Annotated in this window: 18 protein-coding genes and 1 other RNA gene; 8 read left to right on the top strand and 11 right to left on the bottom strand. The window is 34.9% G+C overall.

Annotated features, from left to right (window positions below; genetic code table 11):
* Window position 1: 1 nt before the first annotated feature.
* Window positions 2-1,102 carry a hypothetical protein gene (locus KC460_02885; GenBank protein ID MCA9770289.1) on the bottom strand — a complete coding sequence of 367 codons (1,101 nt, stop codon included), beginning with the start codon at window positions 1,100-1,102 and terminating at the stop codon, window positions 2-4.
* Window positions 1,103-1,225: 123 nt separating this feature from the next.
* Here KC460_02885 and KC460_02890 point away from each other — a divergent pair, with 123 nt between their 5' ends.
* Window positions 1,226-2,743 (top strand): NAD(P)/FAD-dependent oxidoreductase, encoded by a 1,518-nt coding sequence (locus KC460_02890; GenBank protein MCA9770290.1) that lies wholly within the window; start codon window positions 1,226-1,228, stop codon window positions 2,741-2,743.
* Window positions 2,744-2,764: 21 nt separating this feature from the next.
* Here the strand turns inward: KC460_02890 and KC460_02895 are convergent, their stop codons facing one another.
* A complete protein-coding gene (locus tag KC460_02895; protein MCA9770291.1) occupies window positions 2,765-4,672 on the bottom strand; it encodes a PBP1A family penicillin-binding protein in 1,908 nt (635 codons plus the stop codon).
* 112 nt (window positions 4,673-4,784) lie between these two features.
* Complete coding sequence (locus KC460_02900) at window positions 4,785-5,468, bottom strand: hypothetical protein (GenBank protein MCA9770292.1); 684 nt, start codon at window positions 5,466-5,468, stop codon at window positions 4,785-4,787.
* 509 nt (window positions 5,469-5,977) lie between these two features.
* Here KC460_02900 and rnpB point away from each other — a divergent pair.
* The 5 genes from rnpB to KC460_02925 all read left to right on the top strand — a co-directional run bounded on the left by rnpB (window position 5,978) and on the right by KC460_02925 (window position 9,186).
* Window positions 5,978-6,335, top strand: an RNA gene (gene rnpB / locus KC460_02905) — RNase P RNA component class A.
* Window positions 6,336-6,337: 2 nt separating this feature from the next.
* Entirely contained in the window at window positions 6,338-7,036 is a 699-nt protein-coding gene (locus KC460_02910; GenBank protein MCA9770293.1) for a PASTA domain-containing protein, read from the top strand.
* A 107-nt stretch (window positions 7,037-7,143) separates the two neighbouring features.
* A complete protein-coding gene (locus tag KC460_02915; protein ID MCA9770294.1) occupies window positions 7,144-8,031 on the top strand; it encodes a hypothetical protein in 888 nt (295 codons plus the stop codon).
* A 102-nt stretch (window positions 8,032-8,133) separates the two neighbouring features.
* Complete coding sequence (locus tag KC460_02920; GenBank protein MCA9770295.1) at window positions 8,134-8,454, top strand: hypothetical protein; 321 nt, start codon at window positions 8,134-8,136, stop codon at window positions 8,452-8,454.
* Window positions 8,455-8,487: 33 nt separating this feature from the next.
* Entirely contained in the window at window positions 8,488-9,186 is a 699-nt protein-coding gene (locus tag KC460_02925) for a hypothetical protein (GenBank protein MCA9770296.1), read from the top strand.
* On the opposite strand, the gene KC460_02930 is transcribed toward KC460_02925, so the two are convergent.
* From KC460_02930 to KC460_02940, 3 genes are read right to left on the bottom strand one after another with little or no spacing between them, the layout of a single operon-like run.
* Complete coding sequence (locus KC460_02930) at window positions 9,183-10,190, bottom strand: NAD(P)-dependent glycerol-3-phosphate dehydrogenase (protein MCA9770297.1); 1,008 nt, start codon at window positions 10,188-10,190, stop codon at window positions 9,183-9,185. The two genes, KC460_02925 and KC460_02930, sit on opposite strands and share 4 nt — an antisense overlap.
* On the bottom strand, window positions 10,187-10,876 hold the full coding sequence (gene uppS, locus KC460_02935) for a di-trans,poly-cis-decaprenylcistransferase (GenBank protein MCA9770298.1): 690 nt from the start codon (window positions 10,874-10,876) through the stop codon (window positions 10,187-10,189). Before uppS ends, KC460_02930 begins: the two co-directional genes overlap by 4 nt.
* 51 nt (window positions 10,877-10,927) lie before the next feature.
* A complete protein-coding gene (locus tag KC460_02940; GenBank protein MCA9770299.1) occupies window positions 10,928-11,611 on the bottom strand; it encodes a hypothetical protein in 684 nt (227 codons plus the stop codon).
* A gap of 404 nt (window positions 11,612-12,015) precedes the next feature.
* Between KC460_02940 and KC460_02945 the strand changes: the two genes are divergently transcribed.
* Complete coding sequence (locus KC460_02945) at window positions 12,016-13,374, top strand: sodium:solute symporter family protein (GenBank protein MCA9770300.1); 1,359 nt, start codon at window positions 12,016-12,018, stop codon at window positions 13,372-13,374.
* On the opposite strand, the gene KC460_02950 is transcribed toward KC460_02945, so the two are convergent.
* The 4 genes from KC460_02950 to KC460_02965 are packed head-to-tail and all read right to left on the bottom strand — an operon-like array spanning window position 13,351 to window position 17,863.
* On the bottom strand, window positions 13,351-14,031 hold the full coding sequence (locus KC460_02950) for a TIGR00730 family Rossman fold protein (protein ID MCA9770301.1): 681 nt from the start codon (window positions 14,029-14,031) through the stop codon (window positions 13,351-13,353). The two genes, KC460_02945 and KC460_02950, sit on opposite strands and share 24 nt — an antisense overlap.
* Window positions 14,032-14,044: 13 nt before the next feature.
* Entirely contained in the window at window positions 14,045-14,704 is a 660-nt protein-coding gene (locus tag KC460_02955) for a TIGR00730 family Rossman fold protein (GenBank protein ID MCA9770302.1), read from the bottom strand.
* 40 nt (window positions 14,705-14,744) lie between these two features.
* The gene (locus KC460_02960; GenBank protein MCA9770303.1) at window positions 14,745-16,760 is read right to left on the bottom strand and encodes a copper-translocating P-type ATPase; all 2,016 of its coding nucleotides are present in this window, start codon (window positions 16,758-16,760) and stop codon (window positions 14,745-14,747) included.
* 11 nt (window positions 16,761-16,771) lie between these two features.
* Window positions 16,772-17,863 carry a hypothetical protein gene (locus tag KC460_02965; GenBank protein MCA9770304.1) on the bottom strand — a complete coding sequence of 364 codons (1,092 nt, stop codon included), beginning with the start codon at window positions 17,861-17,863 and terminating at the stop codon, window positions 16,772-16,774.
* Window positions 17,864-18,178: 315 nt separating this feature from the next.
* Here KC460_02965 and KC460_02970 point away from each other — a divergent pair, with 315 nt between their 5' ends.
* Entirely contained in the window at window positions 18,179-19,429 is a 1,251-nt protein-coding gene (locus tag KC460_02970) for a hypothetical protein (GenBank protein MCA9770305.1), read from the top strand.
* Here KC460_02970 and rsmA read toward each other — a convergent pair whose 3' ends face one another.
* The gene (gene rsmA / locus KC460_02975) at window positions 19,430-20,209 is read right to left on the bottom strand and encodes a ribosomal RNA small subunit methyltransferase A (protein MCA9770306.1); all 780 of its coding nucleotides are present in this window, start codon (window positions 20,207-20,209) and stop codon (window positions 19,430-19,432) included.

The following is a 20,209-nucleotide window of genomic DNA, read 5'->3' on the forward strand; positions in this document are numbered from 1 at the left end:
ACTAATGGCATCCCTTAACATACTTATTCTTTTTCCACCATGAAACAAGCTTCTGATACCAAGGCTCCGTTGCTTTCAAATGTTCGATTACCAATGCAAGATTAGCTTGCGCTTCGTTAAGATCATTCATCACTTGTTCCGTAGATAACAAATGCACAGCATTATTCATATATAATTCCGAAAACAACCCCTCTTGTGCAAACTGAGTGGGACTCTGCTTCATTTGATTACTCAAAACAAAGCTTTGACAAATAAAAATTGTCAGTATAACAACTTGCTTAACTAGAACCTCATCTGAAATATAACGATAATGCTGAAGATATTTCCACAGCAAGAGCAAAGGCTTTATAGATTTTTTGATAAATATCTGATCGATAAGACAGCGGATACGGTAATGAGTAAATACATCTTTGAGCTGTGAAGCACTAATCACTGATCTATCGTTTGCAGTAATTGGTAGAAACGCTAGACGACTTTCATAGGCTGTAGCAAGTAATTTAAACACTTTATCAAATCTTTTTAGCTGATAAAAACGCATTAAAATTACATCATAATCAATCACAGAAAGATCTTTTGCTATATCAGTAACGTCTTGTTGATAAAGACCAAAAGGCATTTTTCTTTGTCCTTTTTTTTGACCCATAACTTCCACTATATAATCAATCAAATATATTTGTTCTGCCAATGACAAAGCTGTATCTCTCTTATAATTAATCGCAACAGTATCATCCTTAAAATACCCCATACATTCGGCTAAGTTACACAAGGTATCACAAGATTTCTTTATAAATTGCAAAACAAACATTTTATCTTCAAGAAACTTGAATGAACGTATGTCATCCCATAGGCTCATTAAATCATCTATGCTATGATTCCAAAAATAAGACGGAACAGTATCTAAAGTAAGCGGTATTTGCTGAAAACGGGCAATAAAATAGCCTCGCTTAACTATAAGTTCAACTAACGGAGAAATAAGCAAGTGCTCTATATCAACTTTTTGCTCTTTACTCAATCTTGAGTAGTTGTTCAACTTCTCTTTACCAAATAAGGTTAATATATGTATCAAGAAACAGCACCACAATGGAACACCATACCATCGCATATTTCCCTTTTTTATTTTAACAATAGCTAAAACATTGCTCTACGACGAATGATACCAATAAGGTTATAGGTAAACAAATACCTTTTTATATTATCCGCTCATACAATTCTAAAAAGGAAATATATGAATCCGCAATGCCTTTTTTTTAATCTATCAATATTACTAATACTCTGTTTTGTGTGTTCATCTAAAAGTTACGATTATGACCTTGTTATTATTGGCAGCGGCGCCGCTGGAATTACCGCAGCAAAACTTGCTTATGATCGCGGAAAACGAATTGCAATTATTGAAAAAAATAAACCCGGTGGAAGCAAAATATGGTTTGGTGATATTCCAACAAAAACATTTGCTCAAGCAGCTAGAGAACTGAAAAAAGTTAACGAAAAATCATATATTAAAGAATTATCCTACACATTTGATACTTCAAGCTTATTATCTCATATCAGAAAAATCAGCAATGATATCTACGAATTTTGCTCCATAGAAGAACTTACCAAAATGGGCATTGAGATCATCATTGGTACAGCTCGATTTATCGACAACCATACCCTCACTATTAATGGTCGTACTATCTGCACAGATAACGTAATTCTTGCAACCGGAACTCGTCCACATATCACTCATATTGAAGGCATTATCTCTGTACCCTATTTAACCCCAGAGACGTTTTTTACACTCAATGTATTACCAAAGTCGATTATTATTATTGGAGGAGGATTTCTTGGAGTCGAGCTAGCAGAAACACTAGGCATACTCGGGGTAAATGTAACAATAATTATGAAACATGGTTTATTGCTTCCCACTTTTGATTTTGAACTCGTTGGTATGTTAACAGAAAACCTACAACAACTCGGTATTTCCGTGTTATGTAGCTCTCTAGCTACAAAAGTAGAAAATGACAAAGACCTTGTAAAAGTAACATATCTCGACCGCTTTGATATGTACCATACAATAACAGCAGAATCACTTTTTGTTGCGACAAATCGCATTGCTAATATTGAGAATCTCGGCCTTGAAAACACCAATGTTACTTTCAACAAAAAGGGAATAGAGGTAAAAAAAACTATGCAAACAAATGCCAACAATATTTACGCTTGTGGTGACGTTGTTGGCCAGACCTTACTCAGCAGAGTTGCTCATTTTCAGGCAAAAATAGCAATCCAAAATATGTTTCGTCCATGGTGGCAAAAAGAAATAAAACCAAATTATATAAATCTTGCTAGAATGGTATATACATATCCACCATTTGCTTCCATCGGTCTAACAGAACAAGAAGCATACATCGTTCATGGATCAAGCCTCCGTATTTATCGTTGTCCCTATACACTACTGGACAAGGCGCACATTGATGGAACCACAGAAGGCATTGCTAAGTTTATCTGCACTAGTGATGGAACCATTGTTGGTGCGCACATATTCGGTGAGTGCGCTGGAGAATTGATAGAACTTGTTAAAATTGGACATAAATTGTACAACCTTGAAACAGAATATATCTTTAAACAACATGCAGTATTGCCAAATTACAAAGAATTAATATGGCATGCAAATCAACTTTGCAAAAAGGACCTGGAACCATTAGTAAGTAATAAAAATATTATCCAATACTACGCAGAGAAAGTACTTTCATTCTTATCACGTTAAAAAAGACTTTAATTTTATGATCTAAATTAAAATTTCTATAATACCTTTTTTACTTCCGCTCACGACAATCTCACCAGTTTTCTCATCAATAAATAGTGGCCTCAATGAAGGGTCATAAGAAAAATGCTTTTTTGAACATACAATTTTTTTGTTAAGCTCAAGCCAAATAGGAAACGCCGTTCTAAGTGGATACACATTTTTCCCCATTTCACGGTTATCATCACACCCAATATATACCGCAGTTGTTAATTCTGGAGTTGAACCAGTAAACCAACATGTACGAGAATCATTAGTTGTACCTGTTTTGCAAATTACCTCATGCTGCAGCCACTCATCTTTTGTTTTCCCAAGCATTGCCTGATAGCGCTCTATACCAATACTTAAAACCTTTGACACTTGCCCACTAATACGAGGTCTCATAACATGCGATTTTTTTATATTGACTTTAATAATTTTATTTCCCAACTGGTTCTTAACCCAAGAAATAATATGTGGCTCAACATACATTCCATTATTAGCAAAAACATTAAACATGCCAGCCACCTCTTTAAGGGTTGCATCAACACAACCCAGCGCAAGAGAGGGATATGGATACAGTGGCCCGCTCAAACCACTTTTTTTTGCAAGCATAATAATTGTCTCAGAACCAACATCCAAAAATGTTTTTATCGATGCAATATTATTTGAATGAGAAAGTGCATAAGCTAAAGTAACCTCGCCTACAAATTTTCCGTTATAATTTTTTGGTTGCCATAATTTACCATTTTGCTCAAGAAAAAATGGCTCATCAACTTTGGTGTCAGAAAACTGTTTACCTGATTGAACCGCTGCGGCATATAAAATAGGTTTAAATGTAGAACCCATTTGCCGACGAGCCTGCAATGCACGATTAAATTTTGATGATGCAAAATCATAACCTCCAATAAGCGCTTTTATTGCGCCTGTTTTTCTATCAATAGAAATAAGACCACCATCAACATCAGATATATTACCACGCAGTATGGTTATTTGTTTTTTTAAAATTTTTTCTGCACTTTTTTGTATATCAATACTAAGTGTTGTTTTTATTACTAAGCCACCACTATATAGTTGCTGTTTACCAACTCTTTGCTCAAGTAATTGGCGTATGTATTCTTTCACATATGGAGCACAACACAATTGTATATTTTTTTCTACTGTTATGTCATTACTCACTGCAGTCATGTATTCATTTTCTGTAATAAATCCAAGATACTTCATTTTAGACAAGACGCTATCTCGTCTCTTTTGTGCAGAAAGTGGATAAACCAATGGGCAATAATAACTTGGCAAACGAACAATACCACCAAGCGTTGCTGCTTGATCTATTGTTAAATCACTAACATCTTTATTCCAAAATCGTTTGCTTGCAGCTTGTACCCCATAAATTCCACACCCAAAATAAACATGATTTAAATATGTTTGTAGAATTTGCTCTTTACTAAATTGTTGCTCAACTAATAATGCATATAGTTGCTCTTTAATCTTGCGAGAGAATGTTTTTTCCAAATCAAGAAAGAGAAGCTTTACCAATTGCTGAGTTATAGTGCTTGCTCCCTGTACTTTTTTACCGTGGTATACATTAACTAAAATAGAACGCAATATTCCTTTCCACGAAATACCATGATGTTTAAAAAAATGCCAATCTTCTGCTGCTACAAATGCATTAATTAAATGCTGAGGCATTTTCTGCATGGAAATAGGATCACGTATATCTAGTTGAAATCTTGCCCATTCGATACCACGCTCATCGAGCACAATTGACGGTCGCCCTGGATCGTAATGCGCAAGCACAGAAAAATCAATCACCTTATGATGCATTACATACAAAGCAATTCCCGTTATTATAGAGAACAACAGAATAAGTGCTATGATGATTCCATAAAAAAAAAATCGCAAAAAATAAATCATTTTTTTTCGTATTAAATAACAGAAACACACAAAATAACGTAACAAATAAATAAACCCGCACATTTGGTGCGGGTTTATACTAGCATGAAATATCAAATAATACGCGTTTGAGCTATTTATTCATGCACGCCCTCAAATAGGGGCAACCGTCTTCATAATCTTTCAGCAAATTCATAAGCACCTTTAAAAACGGACATGTAGACAGGTGTTCTTCTACTAAGCGCACACCACGTTTTTTAGTATGACACCATTTACAAAATCTTCTCATTTCTTTTTTCATCATACCTTTTTGCCACGAATAAGAATTACTGCAACTGCATCCTTTGCGATCTTTTCCACATGGGCAATTACCTTTTACCAAACACGCACAGCCACGAGATACACAATCACACAACAATTCACGCTGCTCTCGATTTTTCTTAATCATTTCTCGCTTAACTGCTTCAACAACCGCTTCATTTCTGAGTACATTACTCAGCATATAAAATAGTGTTCCCATAAATGCCGCCAATCCTGATATACTCAAATATGGATGTCCAGCAGCCTGATCAAACAGCCATGTATACCAGTTATCGAGCGTTTGATGCCAGTCACCATCAACCACAGCATCAATACCAACCGCCTCATCTGTAATGGACAAATTATTATCTGTTACGCCTACATCGACAGTATTGCTCTCAACACCTGTAGCAATGACTTCATTTATTGTTCCGGCATCATCAGCCTGTATAAACGATACTGCACCATATAAAAAAGAAAAAATGAGCAAACAACTATATAACATTTTTGTTCTCATGAAAGTCTCCTTCTTTTTTGAGAACGTACCAATAAACGTACAAGACCACACATACTTGAAGCTTATCCATTGTCGATATAGACTAACAGATACCATGCTTATTTTTATTCTATTTTTACTAGATATTTCTTTTTTTTATATTTCTAAAAAACCAGTGATTTCATTGTCACTCTGTTACTATGTTCTACATCTTTTACACAAACCGGTCAACTGGCCCCGAATAACCTTAGCCGGAACACTTTTTATGTTAAGCTCATTTATGTACCATGGAAATTTCGGTGTTGATATCGCATACTTATTACCAGTAACTTTTTTAAGTTTCACTATAAGATATTTTTTCTCATATCAAATATGGCAAGCGTGTCTACTGGTAACTCTATGTACTCTGTGTCAACTCCTTTTATCCTACTCATTCAGCTACTACTCTACATCCCTTATTTTATATACAATAAGCAAAATTTTTGTTATGATAGTAGCAATAGTTATCCTTTCTTTGATATATCAATGGTGCGGTACACAAGGCAATCGCTTGTAGTACTTAAAACAATACAAGAGGAAAGTCCGGACTCCTAGCGAACATGGTACCTGGGAAGATAATCCAACCCATGGAGAGCGCAAGCTCATGGAAAGTGCCACAGAAAATAACCGCCGTTATTTTACTATAACGGTAAGGGTGAAAATGTGCGGTAAGAGCGCACAAACTAGTATAGCAATGTCCTAGTTGGGTAAACCCTGCCAGGAGCAAGACAAAGCAGCATGTATTGATCGTTCGCTTCATTAAAGCATGCGGGTATGTCGCATAGATAAATGATTGCCACATTATATCATTAGATAATGACAGAATCCGGCTTATTGTGTACCGTTTCATCATGATAAAAAATTCATTATGGCCCCTACCATTTATTACTTTTGTTTTTGGTTACTACAGCGTTAGTTACTTTCATCAAGTAACAAAACTCACAACACCTGCAATTGTTGGCAAAAATATCGCTCAAGCATGCAAAATATTATCAGACCATAATTTGTATCCACAACTGTTACTTCAAAAGGAAGAACCCGATTTGCCCGATGGAACTATTTTAAGTCAAAATCCCATTGCAGGAAGCATGATAAAATCACACCAAACCATATATTTTATTGTTTCGACTCAACCACAACCCATCATTGCCGACACAATACTAAATAAAGAAATAGAACAAGCAAAAAAAATATTTGCTAAAAGAAATATGGCATTACGAACTTATTATCTGCAAAGCAGTAAACCAAAAAATTATTGCATAGCACAACTACCACAACCTGGTAATCCCATAAAAGAGCATACAATGATCGCCTACGTTTCTCGGGGAAATAGCAAACCCGTTATATGCCCATCTTTTATTGGAAAAAATCTTCAGCATACTATAGAGTTTCTTAAAAGTTATAACATAACTCCTGAAATAACACATTTTAAAAATCAGAAAATCTGTCCAAATACGGCACACATTACCGATCAACGCCCACGACCAGGATCACTCATTTATTTTAATCAATTAAATATACAATTAAATGCTCAAAATATTTCTATTTGAGTTTTCGCCATTCACTGATAGTGTAATTGCTAATTAAAAATAAATATATTATACTTAGGCAATAATAAATGTTATTGCTCAGATAATTATTAACTAGGAGACTATAAATGCAACATCTTCGTACATACGTAGCGCTTTTTGTTATTGGTTGTTTTTTCTTTCTTACAAGCTCCCATCTATACGCATCGTTTGTGCAAAGAACACGGAGGATATACACACACACCAGTATGGATATTGAACTTATGGAAGGTGTTCCCGTAAAAATTTCAGTAAAAAATCATGATGGTTCTCATTATGAAACCATACTTGCTCCTACGACGGTGGAAATAGCTTTAGACATGGATGGCGTTGCTTTAGATCTCGATATAACAAAACTCGTATGGAACAATCGATATGAAATAGCTCAATTTGCTATCCAATGGATCAAAGAAGGTGCTCAGTACCTCTATAACAACGAAAAAGGAAAAGCGCTTACTTTGGCATCGACTATAGATTTTAGCAATGGTACCACCAGTAAAAAAGCATTAGAACAGTACCAAAAAGGCCTGGGAAAGCTCGTTGACAATGCAATTGATAAAAAACAAATCAAGCATGGTATGATAAAAGTAGTATGCGCACTAAAAGGTAACTCTTTCGTTATTCGCCCCGCAACTAACCAACCAATTGAAGAGTATAATTCAATTGCACATCGTTTGCCTGATTTTTTTGAGATGATTTCTCCGGGTTCCTATTGTTTTTTTAATAAAAAGCAAGAACTGATACGTAAGCCAAACTGTGATTACTTTAAAGCACATATACGCACGTATAATATTAAGTCACCAGTGTACAATAAAGACGGTCAACGATTGGCAGTATTTATTGACAATGAAATAGAAAACATACAAGCTGCAGCTCAGGCTGGCCTGATAGCTATTCATTTTGTTGACATTAACAAGCTAATTGAAGATTTAAATAGCCTTGGTTTACCAACGCCATCCAGCTTAAATAATTTTTAATTTTTGATATATTTGATTACGTAAGAATTCCCGCATATTGTTTGTTTTCTAACTCAACAATGTACGGGAACTGTTTTTTTTATTTTTAATAAGGGATTTTCTATGAAAAATCGTATTTTATTTATTCTAGTTTTTTTATCTATTGTTACATGTGAATTATATGCAAAAACTATTGACTCAGAAGACAGTCAAGCATATCGAAAGTATGAAAGTGCACAGCTAAGCAAAGACATCAATGAAAGAAAACATAAGGTGCTAACAAAAAAAAATAAGCAAGCCCTTAAAGAGGGAAAAATAACAAAAAAGGAATACAAAAAAAATAAAAAACAAGAAAACAAAAGGTATAAAGAAACCCAAAGACTTGTTAAGCAGATGAACAAAGAAGCTCTTGATGCTATGCTTTTTGAAGAAGAAAATGACTAAAGTTAGTCATATTAAAATTTAGAGGATTTTCCTATGAAAAAAATCAAAAGTATCGTTTTTCTTTTGCTTGCTGGAATATTTAGTCACATATATAGCATGAGTCATACCCTGAGTACAAATAACTCTAAAAGTATAAATAATAACTCTGAACTAGAACAATTTATTGCTGAGTTTAAATTAGCAGTGTATTTCGTACAGCTAACAGATGATCAAAAGTACCTACTATTAAAAAAAATTGGTACACCTAGTCAAGACTTAGAAAAAGTGAAGCATCGTTTAGAGGTGATAGGTGCAGCTATTGCTGTAGTTAGCATCACACCAGAACAGGAGCAAGAACTTCTGATCCAACAACAACTTGAAGCTCTTTCACCAGAACAAATAGATGCATTAGAACAAAAAATAAAAATCATGGTACAGAGTTCTGGGTTGGATAAAGCCGAAAAAGAATTACAACAAGCAGCAAAAAATCTCAAGAACGGATGGCATGCATGTGATAATACAAAGCTACAATTTCAACACAGAAACGGCCTATTGTCAGATTTTGAAAATACTAACAGAAAAGTAAAAAACATACACTCTCTCATTAAAAATAAAAAAGAACTGTTGATAAAACAGGCATTTTCGGAAACTGCAAAATATAAAAAAATACTTAACAATCCTAATACTAAAGATCCAATTACTCGGTTAGAAGAAGAAACAGGTATTGTATATTCTGAGGAAAAAATAAACTAAAGAGAACGTTTACATTCAACTTCAAGCGGACGACGTTGCATTAAATTAGCAAGCATATCTTCAAGTTTTTTATCCTGAAAAATAACCTGGTAAATCCCATCACAAACAGGAAGATCCAGGTTATTTTTTTTAATATACTGATGCATTGCCTGCACGGTATTTACTCCTTCAGGAATATACCCAGTTTCCTCTAGAATATTTTGCAGTTTTTCTCCTTTGCCCAGACGTCTGCCAACCGTTAAGTTTTTACTGTGTTTACCCATTGCCGTCAGCACTAAATCACCAATACCGCACAAGCCATACAACGTATCACATTGTGCGCCAAGCAAGGTAGCGATAGTTACAATTTCATGAAAGCCGCGTGAAAGTAAAAACGCTTTTGCGTTATCAGTATACCCAGCACCATCAAGCATACCAACACCTAATGTGATTACATTTTTGAGTGCACCACCAATTTGCGCACCAATCACATCAAGACTGATATAAGGCCTAAAATAGTTATTTGCAAGCAACTGAGAAAGCTGCTGCCCAGTTTCACAATCATCTGCAGCAATAGTTACTCCAGTAATTTGTTTTTCTGCTAAGTCTTTAGCAAAACTTGGCCCAGAAAAAATTGCTTTTTTCACCCTTGTTGCAAACACAGCATCAATTACTTGACTTGGCAATAAAAATGAGCCTTTCTCTATCCCTTTGCTCAGCACAACCCATGTTTGTTTTAGATTAAAACAACGTTGTGCTTGCTCCAAAATTGATCGCAAATATTGTACTGGTATTGCTTCAAAAACCCAATCAACATCACATAATGCTTTTTCTATATCAATAAACGGAACAATATTTTTATCTAATGCAATATTTGGTAAATAACGAGAATTACTCCTATTCTCTTTAATATCTTCGGCAACTTCTTTATGATAACACCATACATGTACTGTATGTCCATTGTTGGCAAGTAAAGTAGCTACTGCAGTGCCCCAAGCACCTTCACCAAGTATACAAACTTTCATGTTCCAAAATTTCTTTGACGGCCAGTAAACTCATTAACCATAGTAATCAAATGATGCATTGTTATTTCTGGCCACAAACAATCTAAAAAATAAAATTCACTGTACGCTGCCTGATAGAGTAAGAAATTACTCAAACGTTTTACACCACCAGTACGTAAAATTAAATCAGGTTCGGGAATATCACCAAGCCACAAATATTTTTTAAAAACTGATTCATCAATATCATCTGGAGATAGTACCCCGGCCTGCACCTGCTTAATAATCTTTTTCACACCGCCAATAATCTCTTGTTGAGCACCATAACAAAATAAAAAGTTTAAGCTTAGGGTATTTAGATGCGCTGTTTTTTCTTCAACTGCTTTACATGCAGAAATCGTCGAAGATGGAAAAAGTAAACGATCCCCAATAAAACGAACTCGAATTCCTTTCTCCACAAATTCTTGAACACCATCATGTGCTTCTTTTACCAAAAGTTGGAATAAATATTTTTTTTCTGTTACCGAACGTTTAAAATTTTCTAGCGAAAATGTATAAAGAGAAAGGTGGGAAATTTCCTTTTCTAGACAAAACTGAATCACTTTTTTGACTGCTTCAACACCTTCTTTATGACCATACCATGGAACTCTATTTTGTTTTTTTGCCCAACGACGGTTACCATCCATTATACAGGCCAAGTGTTTAATCATACTATTCCAATAGTTATAGCTAAAACGAAGATCAATAAGTCAAAATACGTGTTACCCATTTGTTTTGAAACTTTTGTAAACAGACAAAAAATCGCTGTATCCACCAAAAAGTGTCAACTTCTTATAAACATTGCGTATACCGTTATACACCACAACCATACCAAGTGCAAATGCAAAGCGTTCAACCGCAACAACAGGAATCAACCTATACCAATCAAAAACAGACATAGGAACACTATATATCCAAATTACTGAACCAACTGCATGTGCAATTAACGTACTGCACAATGCTTGCAAAAATACGCTTTTATTTTGTACAAAATACAAAGTAATTGGAATCAACCAATAACATGCATATGGCGCAGCCCAAAAACCAACTGGATGTGCAATAAAAAGTATCATGCATAGCAGCGGTAACAATAGTCTGCTTAATATATTATTACTTACCCAGTATAACGATGCACAATAACCAGGCACAAAATAGGAAAAGTGTTTAAATGGTAAAAACAATCCATAACTAAAAAACCTAATAAGCGCACATAAGCTAAATACACCCGTTGCGCCAGCAGCGCCGCCAAACAAACCTGCTAGCGGTGTAATAATACTAGCACCCCCAAAAAACATGGTATGTGAACCAACAACAAAGCTCATCTTCAATAAGGAAGCTAATTTAATTAAACTGAAAAATCCAATAATAAACGCTATATTTTTCACTATTTTTTTTGTATGAATCATTATTTAACTCTTTTGAAATAACATACGGCACTGACTGTTGGGCCAGTATATCGCATGAAAAAAAAAGATAAAGAATACTTTATATATTAACTCATCTTTGGGTGTTGTAGTATTATCTTATTTCATGCTATTATAAAAAAAGTAAATTTTATTAAATAACCTCAAATATTTTTTTGGGAGTTTCCGCGATGGTAGTTCAGCAAAATATTCGTTTCATTTTTGACTTTGCACAAGTTCATATCTTCATGACTTTGGATATCCATCATTTTATCCATGGATAATATCCATCGGATCGCATTTTATCTTTCATATCTTATTTTTTAACATTGAAGCGTTTATTGCATATAGTATAAGATATACCCATTCCAATTTTTATTATTGATACATACCCTCAAGGATTTTCAATGAGTATGACATTATTTTTAACTGTATTTTCTGGCCTAAGTATTATCTATTTACTGCTAGGCTATTTTGCTTCTCGTAACATCAAAACAACCAACGATTACTTCCTTGCAGGCAGAGATCTAGGTATCGCCTCAGTCACGTTCACTTTGATTGCTACACAACTTGGTGGTGGCATGCTTTTGGGTACATCACAGGAGGCACACAGCGTTGGACTTTACGGTATTTTATACACACTTGGCATGGGGTTCGGTTTTCTAATTCTTGGACTTGGTTTTGCGCAAAAATTACGCTCGCTCAATGTAGCAACAACTGCCGAACTTTTTGAAACAAGGTATGGCTCACCAATACTCAAAAAGTTTGCATCGATTCTTTCCATTGTAACATTATGCGGTATTCTAATCGCTCAGATTGTTGCAGTAAAAGGGCTACTTGTTGGACTTGGCATCACAAACGAATTTCTTTTTATAGCATTTTGGGTATTTGTTATTTTATATACTATGCTTGGTGGCCTCAAGGCAGTCGTCATTACAGATATATTTCAAGTTTTATATATTATTTTTCTTTTTGGCTTCATCTTTCTGTACAGCTTATGGCAAGAGCCAAGCAACTTTTTTACACTTGCAAATATTGGACAAGCACAATCGATGTTTGGCACAACTGCTATTACTATGAGTAGTTTTACTGGTACATTACTAATGCCCGCTTTATTTTCATTAATTGAACAAGATTTGGCACAGCGCTTCTTTGCTGCACGTACCACGCGTATTGCAGCTATCTCTGCACTTCTTTCTAGTTGTTTTTTATTGTTATTTTCTTTAGTCCCTATTTATTTCGGCATGAAGGCACAACTTCTTGGTATCACTCTGCCAGATAGCGCAAGCCCATTATTACCTGTGATAGAATTTTTAACAAACAACATTATTTCTTCACTCGCGTTGTGTGGTGTTATCGCAGCAATAACCTCTACTGCAGACTCTTTGCTGTGTGCCATTAGTTCTAACATTGCACAAGACTTTGATTTCCCGTTTATTGATAATAAAAATAAACTATGGCTCTCACAAGCTATTACACTCATAACCGGTTGCGTTGCTGTTGCTGCCTCGTATTTTGTACCACAAAATATTATTAGTATTTTGATTGGCAGCTATGAGGTTTCAGTCTCATGTTTGCTAGTCCCCCTTTTATTTTGCTACTTCAAAACTCGCGTTAAAAAGCAAGCAGCAGTTGGTGCAATTGTTTTTGGATTAGCGGGTTTTGTTCTATTTAGAATACTCCCATTACCACAAAGCATACCCCGTGAATTAGCAACACTAGCTCTTTCAGTCATTGGCTATTTAATTGGAAGCAAAAAGTTTTAACGGTAATCTCTGTTTCATCAGCGCAACCGCTTCATCAATAGAATCAGTCAACACAAAGAAATGTTTACTTGTTTCTGTTGCATAATGCTGAGCAACCATCGTATTCTCTAGCCAATCAAACAATGGCTGCCAATATTTTTTACCAACAAAAATTATTGGTTTGCGCTGAATTTTCTCATGCTTTAAACGATCAAATACATCAAAAACTTCATCTGCAGTACCAATACCACCCGGTAGTGCAATAAAACCAATTGAATGATACATAAGCAAATATTTTCTTGTAGCAAAAGAATCAACTCTGATAAATCGCGCACATGGATTATGAAAATGCTCATCAACTCCTTTTAACCCAATACCTACAGACCACAAAGATTTTTTTTCTTTGATATTACCCATATGCATCGCACCGCAATTTGCGGCCAACATAATACCAGGACCACCACCAGTCAAAACCGCCATGTTTGATTCAACTAACTTTTTACCAAGCTCATATGCTTGTTGTGCATATATATTATTTTGTTCAACACGCGAGCCACCAAATACGGTAACAATTGGCACCCTAATTTTAGACAGAAGACACACGCCATGAACCAGCTGTATACTCGATCTAAAGCAACTCATCCACAAAAATAGACCATCTTTAAAGCAGGAAGGCATGATGAATCCTTTTTCAAACCATTTTACATTTATTTCGTACAGAGCAAAACGCTTTTTCAAGGTCATCAGTTAAAGTAAATAAATTTAAATCTTCTTTATCAATCAGGCCGTGCTCAAGTGCTTCTTTTTTGACCCACACCATAAAATCATCCCAATATTCAACACCAATTAAAAAAATAGGAACACGTGATATTTCTTTTGTTTGAATAAGTGTAAGTACTTCTGCAAGTTCATCCAATGTGCCAAAACCACCAGGAAAAACAATAAATGCTGCTGAATAATGCGTTAACAACCACTTTCTAGCAAAAAAATAATTAAGTTCAATATAATCCTGCACACACGGATTGCGACCCTCGTTTAAGTCTTTAACACTAATACCAACAGATCGTGCTTTTTTTCCCGTCTGTTTAACCATCGCTCCACAACTTGCTGCTTCCATGACGCCAGGTCCACCACCAGTTACTACTGAAATATCAGCATTAACTAATCGTTGAGCGAATTCATGCGCTTTAACAGCATATGGATCATCTTGATTCAAACGTGAACCACCAAAAATAGAAACCATCGGTTTAGGAATATTAAGAATCTTCCAGGCACCATACATCAACTGAAAAAAAACATGTAAATGACTAAAAAATAATACTAACCATGCAAAAAGCCTTTTAGAAAACATGCAACCACTCCTTTTTACAAACTTTTTTAACAGAATAACCTTATAACTTTTTTCGTTTTAATCGTAATGCATTTAACACAACTGACAAACTGGAAAGTACCATAGAAGCACCTGCAAACATTGGATTAATCGTAATGCCAAACAATGGATATAATACTCCCATGGCTATTGGAATTAACAAAATATTATAACCAAATGCCCATACTAGGTTTTGTCTAATATTACGCATAGTTGCACGAGAAAGCATAATCAACTTTTTTATCACCATCATATCTGTTCGTAATAATGCGGTACCTGCAGTTTCTAATGCAACATCTGTACCACTACCAACTGCAATACCAACATCTGCAGCTGCAAGTGCTGGCGCATCATTAATGCCATCACCAACCATTGCAACCGTATATCCTTTTTGCTGAAGTTCCCGCACTTTTTTTTCTTTATCTACAGGCAAAACTCTTGCATAAAAATGTTCAATACCAATATCTTGGGCAACAGCACGAGCAGCCCTTTCATTATCTCCCGTAATCATAACCGGCTGTATGTTTTGTTGTTTCAACCATGCAACAATCTTTTTTGCCTCAGGGCGAGGCATATCTGCTACACAAAAATACGCAACTAGTTCTTTTTCTATTGCTACAAATGAGACACTCATCGATCTTTCTAACCAATCAGCCTCACATGTATCAACCTCGCGTGCTAATGTAACTTCTTCCATTTCCATCAATTTGCGTGAACCAATTAACATTTCTTGATTATCTATGTGAGCTCTCACACCAAAACCTGAAATACTTTCAAAATTTTTTATAACATGTTTATTTTTTTTCTTGGCATTTTTTTCTAAAAATTGAAAAACTGCCTGAGAAACTGGATGATTAGAGCGTTGCTCCACAGCAAAAATTAAAGAAGAATACTCCGCTTGTTTTTTTGCATTTTGCTCCACAAAAGTAAATTCATGAACTGATGGCTTGCCTTGAGTTAAGGTTCCTGTTTTGTCAAAAATTATACAATCAATTTTACCGGCAACCTCTAATGTTTGCACATCTTTGATCAAAATACCCTCTTGTGCACCTCGATCCATGCCAACCATGATAGATGTTGGTGTAGCAAGGCCAAGTGCACATGGACACGCTACAATTAAAACAGATACCGTCCTAAGCAATGCATATAAAAATGGTGGTTGTGGTCCTACAAAAAACCATACAAAAAAAGTCAATATAGAAAGTACAATAACAATTGGTATAAAAATGCTAGAAACTTTGTCTACAATTTTTTGTACTGGCGCTCGAGACATTTGTGCTTGTCTAACCAACCGAATAATATGAGCAAGCGTAGTATCTTTACCAATTTTTGTTGCACGCATTTGAAACGAACCAGTTATGCTTATCGTTGCGCCAACTACCGTTTCACCCTCTTTTTTGATCACTGGCATACTTTCTCCAGTTACCATACTTTCATCAATAGTTGATGAACCGGAAATAATGAAACCATCAACCGGAATTTTTTCTCCTGGTTTGATCAAAAGTATATCATCTACTTTTACACGCTCAGCAGGTACAGTTATCCATTCATCATCCCGCTCAACAGTAGCTTGCTTTGGCTGCAAATTAATTAATTTTTTTATTGCAACAGATGCACGTCCTTTTGCACGAACTTCTAAATAGCTACCTAATAAAATAAAAGTAATAATAGTTGCTGATGTCTCAAAATATACATGTGTCGGCAATGTAATTTTTTTTAGGTAATCAAAAAAAAATACCACAAAAACAGAATAAAAATATGCAACAGAGGTTCCAAGGGCAATCAATGTATTCATGTTAGTACGCCTGCTTTTCAGCCCATACCACGCGCTTGAGTAAAAATACCATCCTATCCAAAATTGTACTGGTGTTGCTAACAACCACATAACCCAACGATTTTTTAAGAACGTCGGTGCCCATGGTAGCATTGCACCAATTATTAACAAACTCGATAAAATTGTACTTACAATTACTCTAAAACGGATAATGTCAATCTCATGTTTATGCTCAACCTCTAAATTTTTTTCTTTTTCATTCACACTCAGCTCCTTTAATCACAATAAAATCGTTTGTCCTCATACTCCACTGTTGCATTTGGCGATAATTCAACATGTTGGTTACCAAACATATCAGTCATATAATAATCAATAACAGATTTAGCGAGTTGACCAGAAATCTCAGTTTTTTTACCCCCTATTGTAAACACAAACAGTGGATCTACAATACCAAACTCACGCGTAAGCCCACAAGAAAATGACTCATTACCATGCATCAGTTTTCGTACATTTTGTATAAGTTGTGCAGCAACAATCTTTGTAACTACACTTGTCTGCTTTCTCACTTTTTTAAGCAATACTTGGTACTCCTGCCCTTTTTGTTCTTTTTGTTTATAGCAATTTCCTAATTGTTGATAGGAAACTCCCAAAACATACCCCAAAATAATATTCTGAACTTCTTGCGGAAGAACCTCGTAAGTAATAATTTTATTTCTGCACGTTGGTCCTTTTAAATTTTGTATAAACCAGATAATTTTTTCAGGACCCATATGAAATGATGATGGTATCTTTTTTATCAACTCACTATATTTTTGATAAGAAATACATTGTTTATTAGCCAAAATTAATTTTTTAATTATTAATTTTTCATCTTTACCCAACATCAATTTTTCTTGCGGATCAATTCCAGGAAATAATTGATTTTTTTTTACATAATAATCTTTTTCAGCCGTTGTACAAATACCATAACGTATAGCTTGACTAAGTTTCCAGCATGTATATACCGCCAACGGAACACCAATACCACTGGTAATAATATTTAAACCCTCACCTTGACCACACATTTCGGGGCTTATATAACAAGACGCTTGTAATTCAGCAAATTGTAACAAACTCAAACCAAGATCAACCAGTTCTTGTTTAGGCACTTTGAGTAACTCTTGCCTAAGTGTTACCTGTTTACCTTTATTAGTTTTATAAGAAATATCAACCCCTGAAGGAAATATCCATTCAACCGTATTATTAATTGCTTTAATAGTAGAATTATTTGCAATTGCTAAAACACGTCCGCCATTCATTGCACAAAGCTGATTCTCCATCAATGCTAGAGCAATAGCACAACTAAATAAAGTTAACACTTTGTTCATAGCTACTCCCCCTGAAAAAAATGTTTTTTACTTCAAATTTCATTATGGAGCTTACCATATCTAACTGAAACTGGTATACTAATAAATCTTTTATATAGGGAAAAAAATCAAGCAAATCTTTTCTTCTTGAATTTATATTCATACATGATACAGTTATTAAACAAAACAAGTCGACACATAAAATTTCAATTTGAAGTACTGCAAAAAATGTTTAAAAGCAATATAGATAGAGTACGCACAAACATATACATATACTTGGGTATTATTATTGTTTGCTGCTTGTTTGCCCCATTAGGATTGGCCGAGCAACGGCCAATGATAAAAAAACAAAATGACCACGAGATATGGGTAACCATTTTTGTACACGGCATTTCTAGTACACGCCCCCATTTAAATATCAGCAATATCTGGCGCTTTATCAAGAATGAAATTAGCGATACCCACTATAAAGAAACAGTTAATACTATACGCAGAAAAAAGTTTTGTCACAATGGACAAGCAATGCAAGAAATTGGGCTTAAAAAGATTGATTGCACCCAACCACTAAATACCAATAGTGCCTGCGCAATTGCAAGATTATTGAATAGTATCGACGTATATAGACAAAACGAATATTACACATTTGGTTGGTCAGCTCTCATTGGTGTAAAAGAAAGAAAACAGGCAGCGCAAGATTTATATAATTCGCTTATTACACTAAAAAATAACTATGACCAACAAAATAAAAAAATAAAAATACGAATTATTGGGTACAGTCATGGTGGCAATGTCATACTTGCGCTAGGTTCACTTAAAAAAAATAAAAAAAAGCCCCTAATTATAGATGAAGCAATCACTTTTGGCACACCAATACACCAAGAAGAGCATAAATGGATTCATAGTGCATTATTTAAAAAAATATATCATATATATTCACGTTCTGATCATGTACAACGTCTTGATATCTTTACACACCCAGGTCATCTAGGACATAAACACTTTAGAAATTATGGTAGTCTTAAATTGCCACAAAAACTTATGCAAATAGAAATTAGATCGACCAGGCCAACACAGGGTACCAAAAAAAACAAAACCGCTTTCTATCACAAGCCATCAATTATTATGGGTAAAGGTAAAACGCTACGCAATATGTCACCTGGTCATATCGAATTATGGTTTTTCGGATGGGCTGCTGATTTTTATAGGCAAGATCTGCCATTATATCCATTACCTTATATTATTTTTATGCCATTTTTTCTTCATCATGCAACACAACTGATACATAAAAACCCGGAACAACCAGTAATTTTCGATATAAGACCATACGATGAACACATGATTATTCGACAAAACAGTTCGTACAAATCAGCTCAAATTGTACCTTTTATTCCACTATCAAAACTTGAACAAATGCGTGTTTTGGCTTATAAAGCAAAACCACTCGATTATGACTTAAAAAAGCATAACAAAAAAATAAAAAAAATATCACACACGGTACACCTTGAACGAAAACGTAGAAGTAAAGGGCAAAAAAGAATAGACGAAATTACAGTAAATGGTGTAACGTTTTATAATGTATATCTCTAATTATTTCCTTACTGCATCCCAAATACCCAATAAGTCATTCATATTCATTTGTTGAGCACGTAACACAAGCTGTTCATCAGAAAGTTTACTCAAATCAAAATGTGCTTGTTGTAAATTATTTCTCAGCGTACGACGCGGCTGCCTGAAACACATTTTAATGAACTTCCAAAATTTCTGCTCCTCTGGTATATACTGCACTTCTTGTTTAGGCTTAAAATACATCAAACGAGAGTATACTTTTGGCGGCGGTAAAAATGCCGATGGCGGAATTTTATCAAGTAATTGCCATTCAAAATAATGTTGAAAAAAAAGTGATAGAAATCCATAACCTCGCCCACCTGTTTTGACAATTTTTTGTGCTACTTCTTCTTGAACCATGATCACGCCCTCCTCGAGCAATGCGCGATTAAGTTGTAAAAGGTGTAAAATCGGAAAAGTAATTTGATATGGCAAATTTGCAAGCAATATCCACGGCTTATATTTTTCAAATTGAATAAAATCAACATCCAAAATATTTTCTAAAAAAATAGTCAGACGTGAATCTCTAATATTCTTTTTAACAAAGTTCGCCCATTCTGGATCAATTTCAAAAACCCATAACCGCGCACACGAATGCTCAAGAATTGCTTGTGTTAAAAAACCATCACCACAGCCAATTTCAAAAACTGAGCTTTTATCATTTAAATCAACTGCATCAAAAATAGTGCGCAGCACAGATGTACTGCGCAAAAAATGTTGTCCATATTTTTTTTTGATTCTAATATTCTTTGTCTTGGCCAC

This window comes from Candidatus Dependentiae bacterium, from assembly GCA_020431705.1.
GTDB lineage: Bacteria > Babelota > Babeliae > Babelales > Vermiphilaceae > JAGQHQ01.